The sequence below is a fragment of the Promicromonospora thailandica genome (assembly GCF_024171955.1).
GTDB lineage: Bacteria > Actinomycetota > Actinomycetes > Actinomycetales > Cellulomonadaceae > Promicromonospora > Promicromonospora thailandica.
This window is the reverse complement of sequence record NZ_JAMTCS010000005.1, coordinates 23887-40859: the sequence shown is the minus strand read 5'-3', so window position 1 is coordinate 40859 and position 16973 is coordinate 23887. Positions and strand designations below refer to the sequence as shown.

Below are 16973 nucleotides of genomic sequence, written 5' to 3'. Positions count from 1 at the left end.
CGTGCATCTGGGGCCGCAGTCGGGCACCATGCCCGCTGTGCCACTGGATCCGTTCGACCTGGAGTCCTACGGCGGCCACCTCACGGTGACCGCCGCCGACGCCCGTGCCGCGGCAGAGATGCTCGACGGCGTCATCACCCGTACTCCCGTCACGGAGAGCCGCGCGCTCTCCGCCATCACGGGCACGAAGGTGCTGCTCAAGTGCGAGAACCTGCAGCGTGCGGGCTCGTTCAAGGTGCGCGGCGCCTACGTGCGGCTCGCCCGGCTGTCGGCCGCGGAGCGCGAGCGCGGCGTCGTGGCGGCCTCCGCCGGCAACCACGCACAGGGTGTCGCCGTCGCGGCCGGCATGCTCGGCATCGACACCGTCGTGTACATGCCCGTCGACGCCGCCCTGCCCAAGGTCGCCGCGACGCGGGGGTACGGGGCCGAGGTGCGCCTGGTGGGCACGTCGGTCGACGAGGCCCTGGCCGCCGCGCGCGTCGAGGCGGCCAGGTCGGGCCGGGTGCTCATCCACCCCTTCGACCACGTGGACGTCGTGGCGGGTCAGGGCACCGTGGCCCTGGAGATCCTGGAGCAGGTGCCGGACGTCGCGACCGTCGTCGTGCCGCTGGGCGGGGGCGGGCTCGTCGCGGGCATCGCCGCGGTGCTGGCCGAGGCCGCACCGCACGTGAAGGTGGTGGGCGTGCAGGCGGCGTCGGCCGCGGCCTACCCGGGCTCGCTGCAGGCGGGCAAGCCGCTGCCGGGCGCGCTGGGCGCGACGATGGCCGACGGCATCGCGGTCGGCCTGCCGGGCGACGTGCCCTTCGGGATCGTGCAGAAGCAGGGCGTCGACGTCCGCACCGTCACCGAGGACCAGCTCTCCCGTGCGCTGCTCGCGGTGCTCGAACGTTCCAAGCTGATGGTCGAGCCGGCGGGCGCCGCGGGTGTCGCCGCGATCATGGCGGCCGAGCGCGGCTCGTTCGAAGGACCCGTCGTCGCGGTGCTCTCGGGCGGCAACATCGACCCGCTCGTGCTGCTCCGGGTGGTCCAGCACGGTCTCGTCGCGGCGGGCCGGTACCTCAAGCTCCAGGTGCGGCTCGCGGACAGGCCGGGCGCGCTGGCCGGGCTCGTCGACAGCATCGCCGCCGCGGGCGCCAACATCGTGGCGGTCGACCACACGCGCACCGACGTGTCGCTCTCGGTGTCCGAGGTCTGGGTCAACCTGCAGCTCGAGACCAAGGGCGCCGAGCACCGCACTGCCGTCGTCGAGCGGCTGGAGTCCGAGGGGTACGAGGTCGTCGCCCTCTAGTCGGGGCGCGGGTGTCGTGCGGACGTCCGCCCGTTCGTCGTCAGGGTGACGCGGCCGTCCGGCCGCGCGACCATGACACCGGGGTCGCCACCCCGGAAGGGAGCCACGATGCGTTACCTCATGCTCGTCCTGTCCACGCCCGACGCCCCGCAGGACCCGGAGGGCGTGCCCGCGATCGAGGACTGGGTCCGCGACACCTACGGCGCCGGCCGTGCCGTGCTCGGTGACCGGCTGCGGCCGCCCGCGGACGCCGTCGGCGTCCAGGTGCGCGCCGGGGAGGTGATCGTCACCGACGGCCCGTTCTCCGAGACCAAGGAGGTCGTCGCAGGCTTCGACGTGCTCGACGCCCCCGACCTCGACGAGGCGATCAGGATCGCCGCCGCCCATCCGATGGCCCACACCGGCGCGATCGAGCTGCGCCCCTTCTGGCCGCTCGGCCTCGAGGGAGACGCCGACGGCGGCCCGGGCGACGCGTGACCGACGTCGGCGCCGCCGTCACCGCCGCGTTCCGCGACGAGTGGGGCCACGTGCTGGCTGCCGTCGCACGCGCCACGGGTGACCTCGACCTCGCCGAGGACTGCACCCAGGAGGCCTTCGCCGTCGCGCTGCGTACCTGGCAGCGCGACGGCGTACCCGCCCGGCCCGGCGCCTGGCTCACCACCACGGCGCGGAACCGCGCGCTCGACCGGCTGCGGCGCCGGGCGGTCGAGACGCGGAAGGTGGCGGCGGCCGCCCGCCTGACCGAACGCCTCGGCGGGGCTCCGGCGGATCCGGACGACGGCTGGCCCGGCAGCGACGTCGACGACCCGGACGGCGACCTGCTCCGGCTGGTCTTCGCCTGCTGCCACCCCGCGCTACCGCTGGAGGGCCGGGTGGCCCTCACCCTGCGCTCGCTCACCGGCATGACGACGGCGCAGGTGGCCCGGGCCTTCCTCGTGCCGGAGACGACGATGGCCCAGCGACTCACGCGGGCCAGGCGCAAGATCCGGGCCACGGGCATCTCCTTCCGGGTGCCCCCGCCGGAGCTGCTGCACGAGCGGGTCTCCGCGGTGCTCGCGGTCCTGTACGTGCTCTTCACCGAGGGTTACGACGCATGGGCCGAACCAGTCGGCGACACGGGCGACGGGGGCGTCGCCGCGCGCCGGCCCCTGGCCGACGACGCGCTCCGAACCGCCCGTCTCGTGGCCCGGCTGCTGCCGGAGGAGCCCGAGGCCCGCGGCCTGCTGGCGCTGCTCCTGCTCCAGCACGCCCGGCGCGAGGCCCGGCTCGGTCGCCCGCCGGGCGAGGTGCCGCGCACCCTCGAGGAGCAGGACCGGACGCTGTGGCGGCGCGCCGAGATCGCCGAGGGCCTGGCGGTGCTGGACGGTGCGCTGGCGGCCCGGCGGGCGGGGCCGTACCAGGTGCAGGCGGCGATCGCGGCGCTGCACGCGCGGGCGCCGTCCGCCGAGGAGACGGACTGGGCCGAGATCGAGGCGCTCTACGACGTGCTGCTGGACATGACCGGGTCGCCCGTCGTCGCGCTCAACCGTGCGGTGGCGGTGGGCATGGCCCGCGGGCCGGAGGCGGGCCTGGCCGCGCTCGACCACATGGGCTCCGCTCCGGAGCTGTCGGCCTACCACCTGCTCCCGGCGGCGCGGGCGGACCTGCTGCGCCGGGCGGGCCGGTCCGCCGAGGCGGTGACCGAGTACCACCGGGCTCTGGCCCGGGTGGACCGCGAGGGCGACCGCCGCCTGCTCGAGCAGCGCCTCGACGCAGAACGGACCCGTCAGACGCTCAGGTCACCGGAGTGATCCGTACGTCTGACAGGTCCGTCGGGGAGGGCTCAGCCCTGGAAGGGCTTGGCGCCCGTGATCTCCACGGTGATGTCGCGACCGTTGGGTGCCGTGTAGCTCGTCCTGGCGCCGATCGACTTGCCGTCGATGGCGGCGCCCAGCGGCGACGTCGGCGAGTAGACGTCGAGGTCGGTGGACCCCGCCATCTCGCGCGAACCGAAGAGGAAGTTCATCTCGTCGCCGGCGACCAGCGCCGTCACGACCATGCCGGGCTCCACCTTGCCGTCGTCCGCCGGGGTGCCGACCTGCACGTTCCGGAGCTTCTCGGTGAGCTCCAGGATGCGTGCCTCGTTCTTGGCCTGCTCCTCGCGCGCGGCGTGGTAGCCGCCGTTCTCCTTGAGATCGCCCTCGTCGCGGGCAGCGGCGATGCGCTCGGTGATCTCCGCCCGGTAGGGGCCGGAAAGATGCTCCAGCTCCGCCTTGAGCTTGTCGTGCGCCTCCTGGGTGAGCCAGGTGACAGAGGCTTCGGCCACGGGGGCTCTCCTTTCGTCGTTGCTCCGTCGAGCCACAGATTGCGGCAGCGCGCAGGTCCCGGCCGAACGAGCGGAACGGGCACGCGCGCCAGCCGGTCAACACAGCGTGTGAAACGACGAGAATACCAATTTCTGGGAAACCTTTGCCATGGCGGTCAGGGTTTCCGCTGTGAGCGGACTATGTACGTCCTTTGCCCTCGGCGCCCTCAGCGCACGTCGCAGTGGTCGACGAGGCCGGTGGTCGCGAGCTCCGTGGTGGCGATCGTCACGGTGTGCCGGGTGGTCCGCTCCTGGGCGGGACCGACCTCGACGTCGACCGCGCCGACCTCCGCGTAGCTCCTGCTCAGGGCGGTCACCGTGCACACGGCCGCGGTGCCCGGCGGCATGCTCACGTCGAACGTGACGTCCACCTCCTCGGCGCTCGCCACCGAGAAACCGACGTCCGTGAAGGTCACGGGGTCGCGCCGCGTGTCGACGATCGTGAACCACGCGGCGATCGCGACGCCCGCGGCCAGGGCCGTGGCGACCGCGACGCGGGCGCCCACCGAGAGCTTCGGCCGGGGGCGGACGTCGTCGCTCTCGTCCCACGGGTCGTCGTCGCCCGCGGGCCGGCCTGCTGCCCGCGGCACGGGTCGTGACCGGCCGTAACGCTCCGCGAGGTCCGGTGTCCGCGCCGCCGCGGGAGGCGTGGCGCCGGTCGGGGAGGCGTTCTCAGGGTCGGTCATCACGGCTCGCTCAGGCTCGGGGTGTCAGTGGTTCGTAGCAAGATTGTCCGTGGACCATGATGGTCCATGGGTCGATTGTCCCAGAGCGAGTGTCCCAGTACGCATCCCACACAGGAGGACCGAGTGTCCGTACCCGAGCGCGAGCCGCTCCGTCTGATGGCGGTGCACGCGCACCCGGACGACGAGTCGAGCAAGGGCGCCGCCACGACGGCCCGCTACGCCGCCGAGGGGGTGGAGGTCCTGGTGGTGACGTGCACCGGGGGCGAGCGGGGCGACATCCTGAACCCCTCGTTCGAGGTGCCCCAGGGGCACGAGTTCGAGTCGGTCGAGGGCCGCCGCGCCGTCCGTCGCCTGGAGATGGCGCAGGCGACCGAGGCCCTCGGGGTACGGCACCGCTGGCTGGGCTTCGTGGACTCGGGCCTGCCCGAGGGAGACCCGCTGCCGCCGCTGCCCGAGGGGTCCTTCGCCCTGGTCCCGCTCGAGGAGGCCGCCGCGCCGCTGGTCCAGGCGGTGCGCGAGTTCCGGCCGCACGTCATCACGACGTACGACCCGTCGGGCGGGTACCCGCACCCCGACCACATCAAGTGCCACGAGGTGTCGTTCGAGGCCTTCCACGCCGCGGGCGACCCGGACCGCTACCCGGGCACGGGCGAGCCGTGGCAGCCGCTCAAGCTCTACTACAACCACGGCTTCTCGATGGCCCGCTTCCGTGCCGTGCACGAGGCGATGCAGGGCGCCGGCCTGGAGTCGCCGTTCGGCGAGTGGATCGAGAGCCACGACGCGCGGGAGATCCCGGAGCGTCAGGTGACCACGCTGGTGCCCGTGGCCGACTACTTCCCGCAGCGGGACGCCGCGCTCACGGCGCACGCCTCGCAGATCGACCCCGCCGGGTTCTTCTTCGCCGTGCCGCGCGACCTCGAGGCCGACGTGTGGCCGTGGGACGAGTACGAGCTCGCGGAGTCCCGCGTACCGCTCCCCGAACGCGCCGCGGGGGAGTACGAGCACGACCTGTTCGAGGGCGTCCGGTCGGGGGTGCTCGCATGAGCCGCCTGGCAGCGGCGGCGCTCGCGTTCGCGACCGAGCCCTCGCCGAACCCCACGGAGGACAACCTACGTCCCGGCCTGGAGGAGTGGCAGGTCTCGCCGGGCCTGATCGGGTTCCTCGTCACCTTCGCGCTGGCCGTCGCCTGCGTGCTGCTCTTCCTGAACATGAGCAAGCACCTGCGCCGCACCGGCCACAACGCCCGGCAGCAGGGGCTGCCGGTCCCCGAGCCGGAGGTCATCAGCTTCCGTCGCGCCGACGAGGCCGCACCGGGGCAGGCGGACGGCCGGGACGCGGGCTCGAGCGGCCCGGATGCTCCACCCGCAGGATCGTCCGACAGGGGCAGCGGCGGTTCGGGTGACTGACGAGGGCGCCCCTCCCGTCACGCCGGGGGACGCCGTGAGCGGCGTCGTCCGGGTGACGGTCGCCCAGGTCGCCGTCTCCGGCGACCACGCCGTCAACCGCCGGACCGCCCTGGACGCGTTCGGCGCGGCGGCGGCCGCCGGCGCGGACCTCCTCGTGCTGCCCGAGTACGCCTCCGCGTACGACCGCCGGGGTGTCGGCCCCGAGCACGCGGAGCCGGCCGACGGCCCGTTCGTCACGCTCCTGCGGGAGCAGGCGGCAGAGCGCGGCATCGCCGTGGTCGCGGGCGTCACGCTCCCCGGGGCCGACGGCGTCCGGGCGGTCAACGTCCTGGTCGTCGTGGACGCCTCGGGCGATCTCGCGGGTGTCTACCGCAAGGTGCACCTGTACGACGCGTTCGGTTACCGCGAGTCCGAACGTTTGGAGCCCGGGCCGGCCGACGCCGACGCTGTCACGCTCCGCCTCGGTGGGCTCACGTTCGGCGTGCTGACCTGCTACGACCTGCGCTTCCCCGAGTCCGCGCGGCGGCTGGTCGACGCGGGTGCGGACGTGCTCGTGTACCCGGCGGCGTGGGTCGCGGGCCCGCTCAAGGCCGACCACTGGCACACGCTGCTGCGGGCCCGGGCCATCGAGAACACGGCCGCGGTCGTGGGGGTCGGCATGACCGGCCCGGGCGTCACGGGCCGCACGCTCGTGGCCGGGCCGGACGGCGGCGTCGTCCTGGAGCTGGGCGAGGAGCAGACCTTCCGTACGGTCGAGCTCGACCCGGCCACGATCGCCGAGGTCCGCGCGGCCAACCCGTCGCTGGCGAACCGCCGCTACACGGTGGTGCCGGCGGGCCGGTGACGGGTTTCGGGCAGCGTCGAAGGTCGTGGGCACGCGCCGCGCCGTCGGCCACGATGGCTCCGTCCGGCGTCGGAGGGAGCGAGTCATGGTGGGCGTTCGCAGGCACGCGCGGGTGCTGGCCTCGGGGGCGCTCGCCCTGGGGCTCGCCGGGGGCGCGGTGACGCCCGCGGCGGCCGAGACGGCCCGGGAGCCCGCCGGCCACGGGCCCGTACCCGTCGTCTACGACTCCGACCTGGACTTCGACGACGCGGCCACGCTCCTGTACCTCTGCCAGGCCGACAAGCAGGGCCTCGTCGACCTGCGTGCGGTCACCGTCGTCAACAACGGCGTGGGCACCCCCGGCCGCTCCCTCACGCACGCACGGACCATCCTGGACCGCTGCGGCCTGTCGCACGTGCCGGTCGCCGACGGTTCCGAGCAGTGGGTCAACGAGCCGCCGCCGGAGGCGCGCGTGCTGTTCGAGCAGGTGCTGAGCGGCGCGCTGGACGACGCGGACGTGCCCGACCGACCGGGTGACCTCCCCGCGGCGGACCTGATCGCGCGGACCGTCCGTGCCGCGCACCGGCCCGTGACGGTGCTGACCACCGGCCCGCTGAGCAACCTTGCGGCAGCCCTCGACCGGATGAGCCCGCGCACCGTCGAACGGCGCCTCGGCCGGGTCGTGGTCATGGGCGGCGCGTTCGACGTGGGCGGCAACCTGTTCGGGTCCACGACCGAGGGGTTCGACAACACCCAGGAGGTCAACCTGTGGATCGACCCGGGGGCGGCCGACCGGGTGCTGGCCGGGGTGCCGCACGCCCGCGTGCGCGTCGTCGCCCTCGACGCCACCGACCACGCGCCGATCACCGCCGCCTACGTCGACCGGCTGGGCGCGCGGGCCGCGACGTACGAGGCCCGCACGGTCCATGCGATCGTCACCCAGCCGGGCATGCCCGAGCTCGTCGAGCTCGGCGTCATGTACTGGTGGGACGCCCTCGCGGCGGTGTCGCTGGTGACCGGTGAGGCCGTGGACTACCGGGTGCGCCCGGTCGACGTGGTGCGGAGCGGGCCGTCGGCGGGGCGCACGGTCGAGGTGCCGGACGGCACCCCGCAGCACGTGAGCACGGCGGGGGACGGCGCCCTCTTCGAGGACCTGTTCCTCGCCGGCCTCAACGGCCGCTGAGCGCACGGCCGGCAGAGAGCCGTCAGGCTCAGATGGCGAGGTTGGCCAGGTAGATCGCGACCACGTGGCACGCGAAGCCGAGCACCGTGAACACGTGAAAGATCTCGTGGAAGCCGAACCACGCCGGGCTGGGGTCGGGCTTCTTGGTGCCGTAGACGATGGCGCCGAGGGTGTAGGCCACGCCGCCGGCCAGGATGAGCCACACCACGGCGGGGCCGCCGGTCGCCCAGAACTGGCCCATGTAGGCCACCGCGACCCAGCCGAGCGCGAGGTAGACCGGCACGTAGACCCAGCGGGGCGCGTTCAGCCAGAACACGCGCGCGAGCAGCCCCACCAGGGCGCCGCTCCAGACCAGGATCAGCAGGACCGTCGCCTGGTCCGGGGGCAGCAGGAGCACCGCGAGCGGCGTGTACGTGCCCGCGATGATGAGGAAGATGTTGGTGTGGTCCAGACGCCGGAGCACCGCGTCGGCGCGAGGTGACCAGTTGCCACGGTGGTAGACGGCGGAGATGCCGAAGAGCAGACAGGCGCTGAGCCCGAACACGGAGGCCGAGATCTTGCCGGCCGGCGTGGGGGCGAGCGCGATCAGCACGATGCTCGCGGCCAGTGCGACGGGGAACGTGCCCGCGTGGATCCAGCCCCGCAGCCTCGGCTTGATCTCCCGCTCGACCTTCTCGACGGTCGAGGACACGGACGCCGCGAGGGCGTCCACCGCACCCGTGACCTTGTCGTCGGCCTTCGCGCCGTCCGTCTTCGTGACGTCGTCGAGGCGGCCGTCGGCCGGACGGTGCGGACCGTCTGCTCGAGCTACCACATGTTCTCCTCTCGGTACCCGGGCTCCGGGCACTACCTACGGTTGCGTAACTTACTCAAGCGTAGGTTAGCCCTCGGCGTGCCCCACAGCGGCCATGTGAAGATCCTGCGCCGGGTTGGCGCGAGTCGCCCGCCGGGGGCCGTCGAAGGGCTCCGGCGCGCGGGTGCGCCCCTGATCGAGGGGTACCTTTGTCCCCGTCCCACCGGGTGATCCACCCGGGTCAGAGCTGCCGTGCGGGCCGCGACTCGCGGCGCCCGCGGCCCCGAGCCCTCCTGAGGTATCCGTGCGCCTGCCCAGCCCGCTGTACCGCCTCTACGAGCGACGTCTGGCGTCCGCGCTGCACGGCGCGACGCTGCCCCGGCACATCGGCGTGATGCTCGACGGCAACCGCCGCTGGGCGCGCTCGTTCGGGGAGACGGCGGCGACGGGCCACCGGCGGGGCGCCGACAAGATCGCGGAGTTCCTCGGCTGGGCGGAGTCCCTGGGCATCGAGGTCGTCACGCTGTGGATGCTGTCGACGGACAACCTGAGCCGGTCGGCCGACGAGCTGAGCAACCTGCTCGACATCATCGAGGACGCGGTCACCGACCTCGCCGAGTCGGGCCGCTGGCGCCTGCGGGTCATCGGCCGGCTCGACCTGCTCCCCGGCCGTCTGGCGTCGGCCCTGCGGGCCGCGGCCGACCGGACGGCCGGCGTGAAGGGGCTGCAGGTCAACGTGGCGATCGGCTACGGCGGGCGCACCGAGATCGCGGACGCCGTGCGCGCCTACCTCACCGAGCGAGCCAAGGACGGCGCGACGCTGGCCGACCTCGCCGAGTCGATCGACGTCGAGCACATCGCCGAGCACCTGTACACGAAGGGGCAGCCCGACCCGGAGCTGGTCATCCGAACCTCGGGCGAGCAGCGCATCGGCGGCTTCCTCATGTGGCAGAGCCAGCACAGCGAGTTCTACTTCTGCGAGGCCTACTGGCCCGCGTTCCGCCGGGTCGACTTCCTCCGCGCCCTGCGCGACTTCTCGCTGCGCGAGCGCCGGCTCGGCCGCTGAGCCCGCCCGTCGCGAACGCTCCGGGAGCCGTGCGGACACGGAATCCACATGATGAAATTCACCACCACCGGCCCAGGTAGGTAAGTGAAAGTTCAGTCAGGTAGCGTGCCGTGAATGAGACGGAGTGCGCGCTGATGACCGAGCGACGTGTGCCGTCGGCTCGTGAGGCGGCCGAGGCGTGGGAGTCGTTGTTCCGTGCGCAGGTGACGGTGATGCGCCGGCTCCTGGCGGACGACATCTGGGGCGACCTGAGCATGCGCGAGTACGACGTGCTGTTCACGCTCGCGCTGGCGCCGGGGGAGACGCTCCGGCTCCGGGAGCTCAACGAGAACATCCTCATGGCGCAGTCCTCGCTGTCGCGCATGGTGGAGCGTCTCGAGAAGCGCGGGCTGGTGCGCCGCCACCCCGCGCCGGAGGACGGCCGGGGGGTGCTCGTGAGCCTCACCGAGGAGGGCTCGGCCACGCAGAAGGAGCTCGGTCGCCGGCACGTGCGCTCCATCGCGCACTACGTGGCCCCGGCGATGGACGCCGACGAGCTGACGCGCCTGCGCGAGCTGACGGAGACCCTCCGTGCAGCCCAGTCGGACATCGACGACTTCTGACGTGACACAACCCGGCTGACCTGCGCCGACGTCGTTCAGGACGCCCGCGCGCGCTGCCGCACGGCGTCGACCACCACCCGCACGGCCGCCCGGTCGAGGGTGGTGCGCCGGGTCACGAGATGGATGTCCCGACGGGGCGGGTCCACGAGGTCCAGGGTGCGCACCGCGTACCGGTCGTGGACGGCGAGCATCGGCAGGAGCGTCACCGAGAGGCCGGCCTCCACGTGGCTCAGGAGCGTCCCGTGGCTCTCGAACCGGGCCACCGTCCGAGGCGTGAACCCTGCCCGGCGGCAGAGGCGTTCGGCCAGGTCGGCGAGGTGCGCGCCGGGATGCTCGAACGCCCACGGCTCGTCGGCGAGGGCGGCCAGGTCGATCCGGCCCCGCGGCCCGGCCGCGGTGTCGCGCGCCGTCACCAGCACCACGCGGTCACCCGTCAGGGGCAGGCGCGCCAGGTCGGCGTCGGGCGGTACGGGGGCGTCCGGGAAGTCCGCGCACACCGCGACGTCGACCTCGCCCCGCTGGACGGCGGGCCGGCTGACCAGGGGTTCCGCCTCGGTGAGCTGTACCGAGATGCGAGGGTGCTCGGCCGCGAGGTCGGCCACCGCGGGGACGACGATGCCGTGGAAGGCGCTGGTGAACGCCGCGAGGCGCACCACGCCGGTGGGCTCCGAGTACAGGCCCGCGAGGTCGGCCTCCGCCGTCGCGATCCGGTCGAGGATGTCGGACGCGTGGCCCGCGAGCGTGACACCGGCCGGGGTCAGCCGGATGCGCCGTCCTGACCGCTCGAAGAGCTGCACCCTGGTCTCCGCCTCGAGGGTCGCGAGCTGCTGGGACACGCTGGAGGGGCTCAGACGGGTCGCCTCGGCCACGGCGCGGACGGTGCCGAGCAGGTGGAGCTGGTGCAGCAGCCGGAGTCGCCAGGGGTTCAGCATGCGAGCATTCTTGTGCAGGGAAGCCGAACATTCTATTCGGGAATGTGTCCTGGACCCGCACATCGCCGCGTGCCTACCGTCAGTCCATGAACATAGGCGTTCCTACCGAGACCAAGAACAACGAGCACCGCGTGGCGGTCACGCCGTCCGGTGCGCACGAGCTGGTCCGTCGTGGCCACGACGTGCTCGTGCAGTCCGGCGCCGGGGAGGGGTCGGGCTTCGCGGACGACGACTACCGCCTCGCGGGCGCGCGCGTCGTCGCCGAGGCCGCCGAGGTCTGGGGCTCCGCCGAGCTGCTGGTCAAGGTGAAGGAGCCCATCGAGCCCGAGTACGGCTTCATGCGGTCCGACCTGACCCTCTTCACCTACCTGCACCTCGCCGCCTCCCGGCCCTGCGCCGACGCCCTGCTCGGCGCCGGCACCACCGCCGTCGCCTACGAGACCGTGCAGCTCGCGGACGGGTCCCTCCCGCTGCTCAGCCCGATGAGCGAGGTCGCCGGGCGTCTGTCCGCGCAGGTCGGCGCCTACCACCTCATGCGCCCCCAGGGCGGCACCGGCGTGCTCATGGGCGGGGTGCCCGGCACGCCCAAGGCGAAGGTCGTGGTGCTCGGCGGCGGCGTGGCCGGCGAGCACGCGGCGGCCAACGCGCTCGGCATGGGCGCCGACGTCACCGTCCTCGACGTCTCGCTGCCCGCGCTGCGCCGGATCGAGGCCCGGTTCGGTGGCGCCGTCGCCACCCGCGCCTCCACCACCTACGACGTCGCCGAGCAGGTCGAGTCCGCCGACCTCGTCATCGGCTCCGTCCTGGTGCCCGGCGCCGCGGCGCCCCGGCTCGTCACCGACGAGATGGTCAAGACCATGCGCGCGGGCGCCGTGCTCGTCGACGTCGCGATCGACCAGGGCGGCTGCTTCGAGCACTCCCGGCCCACCACGCACGACGCACCCACCTTCGCCGTGCACGACACCCTCTACTACTGCGTGGCCAACATGCCCGGCGCGGTGCCCGCGACGTCGACCCGGGCGCTGACCAACGCGACCCTGCCGTACGTCGCCGCGATCGCCGACCGCGGCTGGCGTGACGCGCTGCGCGCGGACGCGGCCCTGGCCCAGGGGTTGAACACCCACGCGGGGCAGGTCACCAACCCGGGCGTCGCGGCGGCCCTGGGCACGGCCGTCGTCCCGGTGGCCGAAATCCTGGCCGCCTGACCGCCCCGACCGCCTACGATCGGCGCGTGGAGCCGCTGCGTGTCGTCGTCTGCCCCGACTCCTTCAAGGGCAGCCTGTCCGCGTCCGAGGTCGCGTCCGCCGTCGCGGACGGGGTGCTGGACATCGCCCCCGACGCCGTCGTCACGCGCCTGCCCATGGCCGACGGCGGGGAGGGCACCCTGACGGCGCTGCTCGCCGTCTGGGGCGGTGCGCCGCGGACCGTCACGACCGTCGACGCGATCGGCCGTCCGACCACGGCGCGCTGGGCCCTGTCGCCGGACGGCCGCACGGCCGTCGTCGAGCTCGCCGAGGCCAGCGGCCTGCCCGGCGTCTCGGACGTGCCGCTCCAGCCGTTGCACGCGAGCACCCGCGGCACGGGCGACGTCGCCCGCGCCGCGCTGGACGCGGGCGTCGCCGAGATCCTGCTGTGCCTCGGGGGCTCGGCGTCCACCGACGGCGGCTCCGGCATCCTGTCCGGGCTCGGCGCCCGGCTCCTGGACGCCGACGGCCGCGAGGTGCCGGACGGCGGCGAGGGCCTCGCGTCGGTGGCCTCCCTCGACCTGGCCGGGCTGCACCCGCGCGCCCGCGAGGTGCGCTGGCGCCTCGCGGTCGACGTGACCAACCCCCTCGTCGGCGAGCACGGCGCCGCGCACGTCTTCGGCCCCCAGAAGGGCGCCCGTGACGGGGTGGCCGAGTACCTCGACGACGCGCTGCGCCACTGGGCGCAGGTGCTGGAGCGGGAGACGGGGCACGCCGTGGCCGAGATCCCCGGCGCGGGGGCGGCCGGCGGCGTGCCCGCCGGCCTCGTCGCCGTGCTGGGCGCAGAGACCACGCCGGGCGCCGTGCTCGTCGCCGAGACGATCGGCCTGCCGGCGGCCCTCGCCGACGCCGACCTGGTGATCACGGGCGAGGGCTCGTTCGACTCGCAGTCGGTCAACGGCAAGGTTGCCGACGGCGTGGCCCGGCTCGCGGCGGCGTCGCCCACGCGGCCGCCGGTCGTCGTCGTGGCCGGTCAGGTGCTGCTGCCGGAGGCGCAGGCGCGGGCCGCCGGGATCGCCGCCGCGTTCTCGATCGCGCCCGGCCCCGTCGAGCTCGACGACCTGATCTCCCGGACGGGGACGCGCCTGCGCGACCTGGCGGCCGCGGTCACGAGCCTGACGGCGGCCGCGCGGCGCTGAGCGCCGGCACCGCGGGCTCCCGGGGGCGTGCGCGCAGCCAGACGGCGGCGCCCGCCGCGGCCAGCACCTGCATCAGGCCGGTCACCACCAGCACGGGCCCGGCGCCGAACGCCCCGATCAACGCCCCGCCCACGAGCAGGCCGACCGACGCCCCGCCGGCGTGCAGCACCGTCTCCGCGGTGAACGCCGTCCGCCGTCCGGCGCCCGTGGTCCGGTCCACGACGAGGGCGTTCAGCGCGGCGATGCCGAACGGCATGGTGATGCCGCCCACCGCGGACACCACGCCCACCGCCAGCAGGTCGGGCGCCGCCACGGGCAGCGCCAGGTACGCGAGGCCGAACATCACCCAGGACGCCAGGATCGCGGGGACGTGCGGAATCCGGTGCACCACGGCCGGGGCCACGAGCGAACCGGCGACCGTCGCGACGCCGTAGCCCGCCATGCCGGTGGCGATCAGCTCGCCCGGCCGGCCGAGGTCCGCGCCCAGCAGGGCCAGGCCCAGCGCGAACGCGAACCACGTGAAACCGCCGACACCGGCCAGCGCGAGGCCCGCGGCGAGGTCCGGGTTGCCGCGCAGCACCGCGCGCAGCGGGGGCGCGGGCTCGGGCGCGCGGTCCGCCGCGGCGCCCTGCGCCCCGGCACCCACGCCCGGCACGGTCAGCATCGCCCCGGCGGCCAGCGCCACGGCGCCGGCCTCGCACCACAGCAGGGGCTCCGTGCCCCACACCACCAGCAGCCACGCCCCGAGCGCCGGGGCGAAGACCATCGACACGCGGTGCCCGAGGTCCTGCCACGCCAGCGCCCGCGCGCCCGTGCCCGGGGCGTGCCCGGGCAGCTCGGCCAGGTCGGCGGTCAGGGCGCGCTGCGCGGGGGAGAGAAGGGCCGAGGTCGCGCCCGTGACCAGGCCGGTGGCGCACAGCACCACGGCGCCGACGCCCGTCGTCGCCGCCGCGACCGGAACCAGGGTGAGCCCGAGCGCCTGCACGGCGAGCAGGAGCGCCAGCGCGCGGCCCGACGTCAGACGCGACCGCAGACGCCGCCCCCACCAGCCGGAGGTGAGCAGCGGCAGCCCCGCGATGCCGCCCACCAGCCCCGTGGTCCAGGCGTCGCCCGTCTGCTCGAGCGCCACCAGCGGCAGGGCGACGGCGGTGACGCGCTGGCCGGTCCAGGTGACGAAGGTCGTGACGGTCAGGGTGACGAGGTGAGGATGGCGCACGTCGCCATGGTGCGGGGACCGCGGTGTCGCGCGGTAGACGGCTGGCGGACATGACGGCACATAGGCTGGTGCTATGAGCTCATACCCCACGGTCGACGACCTGCGGCTGGTCGACGCCGTCGCCCGGCACGGGTCGCTCGGCGCCGCGGCGCGGGAGCTGCTGGTCAGCCAGCCGTCGGCCAGCCAGCGGCTCGCGGCGCTCGAGCGGCGCGTTGGGACCGCGCTGTTCGAGCGGGACACCACCGGCGCCCGCCCCACGGCCGCGGGGCGGGAGTTCAGCGAGCAGGCCGCGCACGTCCTGGAGCACCTGGCCGCGATGGTCGAGCGGGCGCTCGCGGCGGCCCAGTCGCGCACGGTCTCCGTCGGCGCGTTCCCGAGCATCGCGGGCACGCTGTTCGCGGCGCTCGACGTGCTGCTCGACGACGTCGTGGTGCAGCCCGTCGTGGACCACGGGCCGAGGCTGCTGGAGTGGGTCGAGCGCGGCACCCTCGACGCGGCCTTCACCGGCATCGCCAAGCAGGTGCCCATCGCGCGCGGCCTGGTGGTCACCGAGCTGGGGCGGCACGACCTGGTCACGCTCCTGCCCGACGGCGCCCCCGAGCCCGGGTCGGGCCGTCGGCCGTACGCCGGGCAGACCGTGGTCTACTGCCCGCTCGACCTCAGCGGCGACGCGCTGCACCGCCGGCTCACCGAGCTCGGCGCGCAGGCCCGGCCCGGCGCGACGGCCGAGGCCGCGGTGCGGACGGCACGCGATCGGCGGTGCGCCGCCGTCGTCCCGGACATGGTGGCGCGCTGGTACGCCGCCCCGGGGGACCGGACCGTGCCCGCGCCCGTGCGCGGGCGCGTGACCATGTCGATGGTGACGCGCAGCCCGGCACCGGAGCTGCTGCTGGGCGCCCTGCCCGGGCTGCGCGCACGGCTCGGGGCGGGTGGGGTGCGCGGGAGTGCCGACCTGGTGTTCTGACCTGGCGTTCCGTCCCGCGTCCGGCAGCGCGTTCTGACAGCGCGTCGCATCGATGTCACGTCCCGTTCGTCCGCCTCCGGGCGTGCCGCGCCCCGGGACGGTGGAAGGATGGAGGCATGCCCGCCAACATCCCCCAGTCCGCGGCGCACGCCGCCGCGCCGTACGACGCCCTGCTGCTGTACTCCTTCGGCGGCCCGAACAAGCCCGAGGACGTGGTGCCGTTCCTGCGCAACGTCACGGCGGGCAAGGGCATCCCCGACGAGCGGCTCGAAGAGGTGGGCGAGCACTACTACGGGTTCGGGGGCAAGAGCCCGATCAACGAGCAGAACCTCGCGCTGAAGGCGGCGCTCGAGGCGGAGCTCGCGGAGCGGAACATCGACCTGCCGGTGGTCTGGGGCAACCGCAACTGGGAGCCGTACACGAACGACGCGGTGGACGAGCTGGAGAAGATCGGCGCCCAGCGGGCCGTCGCGCTCGTGACCAGCGCCTTCTCCTCGTACTCCGGCTGCCGCCAGTACCGCGAGGACCTCGCGGTCACGCTCGACGAGCGCGGTCAGCTCGGCCCCGACGGGTCCACGGGTGTGCAGTTCGACAAGATCCGCTCCTACTTCAACCACCCCGGGTTCGCCGAGGCCAACGTCGACGCCGTCGTCGAGGCCTACGCCGACCTCGAGGCGAACGGCGGCTCCGGCGCGGCCGCGCGGCTCGTGTTCGTCACGCACTCGATCCCGGACACCATGGAAGCGGCGTCGCGCGTCTCGCACGCCACGTACTCCCAGCAGCACCTGGACCTGGCGCAGGTCGTGGCGGCGCGCGTCGCCGAGCGGCTCGGGCACGAGGTGCCCTGGGACCTGGCCTACTGCTCGCGCTCGGGCCCGCCGAGCCAGCCGTGGCTCGAGCCGGACGTGAACGACCACCTGGAGGCGCTGGCCGCCGACGGCGTGCGCGACGTGGTGCTGTCGCCGATCGGCTTCATCTCCGACCACATGGAGGTCGCGTACGACCTCGACACCGAGGCGCTGGCCACGGCCAAGGAGCTGGGCGTCACCGCGGTGCGCGCCGGCACCGTCGGCACGCGGGCGCCGTTCGTCCGCGGCCTGGTCGACCTCCTGCTGGAGCGCGCCGCCCTGGCCCGCGACGAGCCCGTCACCGAGGCGACCGTGGGGTCGCTCCCGGCCTTCCGCTCGGTGTGCGCACCGGGCTGCTGCCTGCGGCGCGACGGCGAGCCGAGCGGCATCCCGGCGCTGTGCGGCACCGACCTGAACTCCTGAGGCCGCTGACGCGGCC

At 74.4% G+C, this 16973-nt stretch carries 18 protein-coding genes; 13 read left to right on the top strand and 5 right to left on the bottom strand.

The window, feature by feature from the left end; all coding sequences use genetic code 11:
- Positions 1-28: 28 nt before the first annotated feature.
- The 3 genes from ilvA (at position 29) to APR03_RS09005 (ending at position 3078) form a co-directional block, all read left to right on the top strand.
- Complete coding sequence (ilvA, locus tag APR03_RS09015) at positions 29-1288, top strand: threonine ammonia-lyase (RefSeq protein WP_372494815.1); 1260 nt, start codon at positions 29-31, stop codon at positions 1286-1288.
- Between the two features lie 108 nt (positions 1289-1396).
- Positions 1397-1765, top strand: a complete 369-nt coding sequence (locus tag APR03_RS09010; RefSeq protein WP_253834866.1) for a YciI family protein — start codon at positions 1397-1399, stop codon at positions 1763-1765.
- On the top strand, positions 1762-3078 hold the full coding sequence (locus APR03_RS09005) for an RNA polymerase sigma factor (protein WP_253834860.1): 1317 nt from the start codon (positions 1762-1764) through the stop codon (positions 3076-3078). Before APR03_RS09010 ends, APR03_RS09005 begins: the two co-directional genes overlap by 4 nt.
- Before the next feature lie 32 nt (positions 3079-3110).
- On the opposite strand, the gene greA is transcribed toward APR03_RS09005, so the two are convergent.
- Together greA and APR03_RS08995 are read right to left on the bottom strand one after the other, a co-directional pair.
- Positions 3111-3593 (bottom strand): transcription elongation factor GreA, encoded by a 483-nt coding sequence (greA, locus tag APR03_RS09000; RefSeq protein WP_253834858.1) that lies wholly within the window; start codon positions 3591-3593, stop codon positions 3111-3113.
- A 206-nt stretch (positions 3594-3799) separates the two neighbouring features.
- Complete coding sequence (locus APR03_RS08995; protein WP_253834854.1) at positions 3800-4318, bottom strand: DUF4307 domain-containing protein; 519 nt, start codon at positions 4316-4318, stop codon at positions 3800-3802.
- 156 nt (positions 4319-4474) lie between these two features.
- On the opposite strand from APR03_RS08995, the gene mca reads away from it, so the two are divergent.
- The 4 genes from mca (at position 4475) to APR03_RS08975 (ending at position 7730) form a co-directional block, all read left to right on the top strand.
- Positions 4475-5362, top strand: a complete 888-nt coding sequence (mca, locus tag APR03_RS08990) for a mycothiol conjugate amidase Mca (RefSeq protein WP_253835426.1) — start codon at positions 4475-4477, stop codon at positions 5360-5362.
- On the top strand, positions 5359-5724 hold the full coding sequence (locus tag APR03_RS08985) for a hypothetical protein (protein ID WP_253834848.1): 366 nt from the start codon (positions 5359-5361) through the stop codon (positions 5722-5724). The genes mca and APR03_RS08985 overlap by 4 nt, the downstream gene beginning before the upstream one ends.
- Positions 5717-6568, top strand: coding sequence for a carbon-nitrogen hydrolase family protein (locus APR03_RS08980; protein WP_253834846.1), 852 nt, complete (start codon positions 5717-5719; stop codon positions 6566-6568). Before APR03_RS08985 ends, APR03_RS08980 begins: the two co-directional genes overlap by 8 nt.
- Before the next feature lie 85 nt (positions 6569-6653).
- The gene (locus tag APR03_RS08975; protein WP_253834845.1) at positions 6654-7730 is read left to right on the top strand and encodes a nucleoside hydrolase; all 1077 of its coding nucleotides are present in this window, start codon (positions 6654-6656) and stop codon (positions 7728-7730) included.
- Positions 7731-7758: 28 nt separating this feature from the next.
- Here the strand turns inward: APR03_RS08975 and trhA are convergent, their stop codons facing one another.
- Positions 7759-8544 carry a PAQR family membrane homeostasis protein TrhA gene (gene trhA / locus APR03_RS08970; protein WP_372494814.1) on the bottom strand — a complete coding sequence of 262 codons (786 nt, stop codon included), beginning with the start codon at positions 8542-8544 and terminating at the stop codon, positions 7759-7761.
- A 283-nt stretch (positions 8545-8827) separates the two neighbouring features.
- Here trhA and APR03_RS08965 point away from each other — a divergent pair, with 283 nt between their 5' ends.
- Positions 8828-9589 carry an isoprenyl transferase gene (locus APR03_RS08965; protein ID WP_253834844.1) on the top strand — a complete coding sequence of 254 codons (762 nt, stop codon included), beginning with the start codon at positions 8828-8830 and terminating at the stop codon, positions 9587-9589.
- A 134-nt stretch (positions 9590-9723) separates the two neighbouring features.
- On the top strand, positions 9724-10191 hold the full coding sequence (locus APR03_RS08960; RefSeq protein WP_253834843.1) for a MarR family winged helix-turn-helix transcriptional regulator: 468 nt from the start codon (positions 9724-9726) through the stop codon (positions 10189-10191).
- A 35-nt stretch (positions 10192-10226) separates the two neighbouring features.
- On the opposite strand, the gene APR03_RS08955 is transcribed toward APR03_RS08960, so the two are convergent.
- Positions 10227-11123: a LysR substrate-binding domain-containing protein gene (locus APR03_RS08955; RefSeq protein ID WP_253834834.1), complete on the bottom strand. Its 897-nt coding sequence runs from the start codon at positions 11121-11123 to the stop codon at positions 10227-10229.
- A gap of 86 nt (positions 11124-11209) precedes the next feature.
- Between APR03_RS08955 and ald the strand changes: the two genes are divergently transcribed.
- Both ald and APR03_RS08945 read left to right on the top strand, forming a co-directional pair.
- A complete protein-coding gene (gene ald, locus APR03_RS08950) occupies positions 11210-12328 on the top strand; it encodes an alanine dehydrogenase (RefSeq protein WP_253834833.1) in 1119 nt (372 codons plus the stop codon).
- Between the two features lie 26 nt (positions 12329-12354).
- On the top strand, positions 12355-13506 hold the full coding sequence (locus APR03_RS08945; RefSeq protein WP_253834832.1) for a glycerate kinase: 1152 nt from the start codon (positions 12355-12357) through the stop codon (positions 13504-13506).
- Here APR03_RS08945 and APR03_RS08940 read toward each other — a convergent pair.
- Positions 13475-14722, bottom strand: a complete 1248-nt coding sequence (locus APR03_RS08940) for an MFS transporter (RefSeq protein WP_253834828.1) — start codon at positions 14720-14722, stop codon at positions 13475-13477. The genes APR03_RS08945 and APR03_RS08940 overlap by 32 nt on opposite strands.
- Before the next feature lie 73 nt (positions 14723-14795).
- Here APR03_RS08940 and APR03_RS08935 point away from each other — a divergent pair, with 73 nt between their 5' ends.
- Together APR03_RS08935 and APR03_RS08930 are read left to right on the top strand one after the other, a co-directional pair.
- On the top strand, positions 14796-15686 hold the full coding sequence (locus APR03_RS08935; RefSeq protein ID WP_253834825.1) for a LysR family transcriptional regulator: 891 nt from the start codon (positions 14796-14798) through the stop codon (positions 15684-15686).
- 116 nt (positions 15687-15802) lie between these two features.
- Positions 15803-16957, top strand: coding sequence for a ferrochelatase (locus APR03_RS08930; protein ID WP_253834823.1), 1155 nt, complete (start codon positions 15803-15805; stop codon positions 16955-16957).
- Positions 16958-16973: the final 16 nt, after the last annotated feature.

Excerpts from the sequence above, each read along its gene's own strand:
- APR03_RS08960 (WP_253834843.1), top strand. The coding sequence starts at position 9,724 with ATGACCGAGCGACGTGTGCCGTCGGCTCGTGAGGCGGCCGAGGCGTGG.
- APR03_RS08930 (WP_253834823.1), top strand. The coding sequence starts at position 15,803 with ATGCCCGCCAACATCCCCCAGTCCGCGGCGCACGCCGCCGCGCCGTAC.
- APR03_RS08985 (WP_253834848.1), top strand. The coding sequence starts at position 5,359 with ATGAGCCGCCTGGCAGCGGCGGCGCTCGCGTTCGCGACCGAGCCCTCG.
- APR03_RS08955 (WP_253834834.1), bottom strand. The coding sequence starts at position 11,123 with ATGCTGAACCCCTGGCGACTCCGGCTGCTGCACCAGCTCCACCTGCTC.
- APR03_RS08975 (WP_253834845.1), top strand. The coding sequence starts at position 6,654 with ATGGTGGGCGTTCGCAGGCACGCGCGGGTGCTGGCCTCGGGGGCGCTC.
- ald (WP_253834833.1), top strand. The coding sequence starts at position 11,210 with ATGAACATAGGCGTTCCTACCGAGACCAAGAACAACGAGCACCGCGTG.
- mca (WP_253835426.1), top strand. The coding sequence starts at position 4,475 with ATGGCGGTGCACGCGCACCCGGACGACGAGTCGAGCAAGGGCGCCGCC.
- APR03_RS08935 (WP_253834825.1), top strand. The coding sequence starts at position 14,796 with ATGAGCTCATACCCCACGGTCGACGACCTGCGGCTGGTCGACGCCGTC.
- APR03_RS09010 (WP_253834866.1), top strand. The coding sequence starts at position 1,397 with ATGCGTTACCTCATGCTCGTCCTGTCCACGCCCGACGCCCCGCAGGAC.
- APR03_RS08995 (WP_253834854.1), bottom strand. The coding sequence starts at position 4,318 with ATGACCGACCCTGAGAACGCCTCCCCGACCGGCGCCACGCCTCCCGCG.
- ilvA (WP_372494815.1), top strand. The coding sequence starts at position 29 with ATGCCCGCTGTGCCACTGGATCCGTTCGACCTGGAGTCCTACGGCGGC.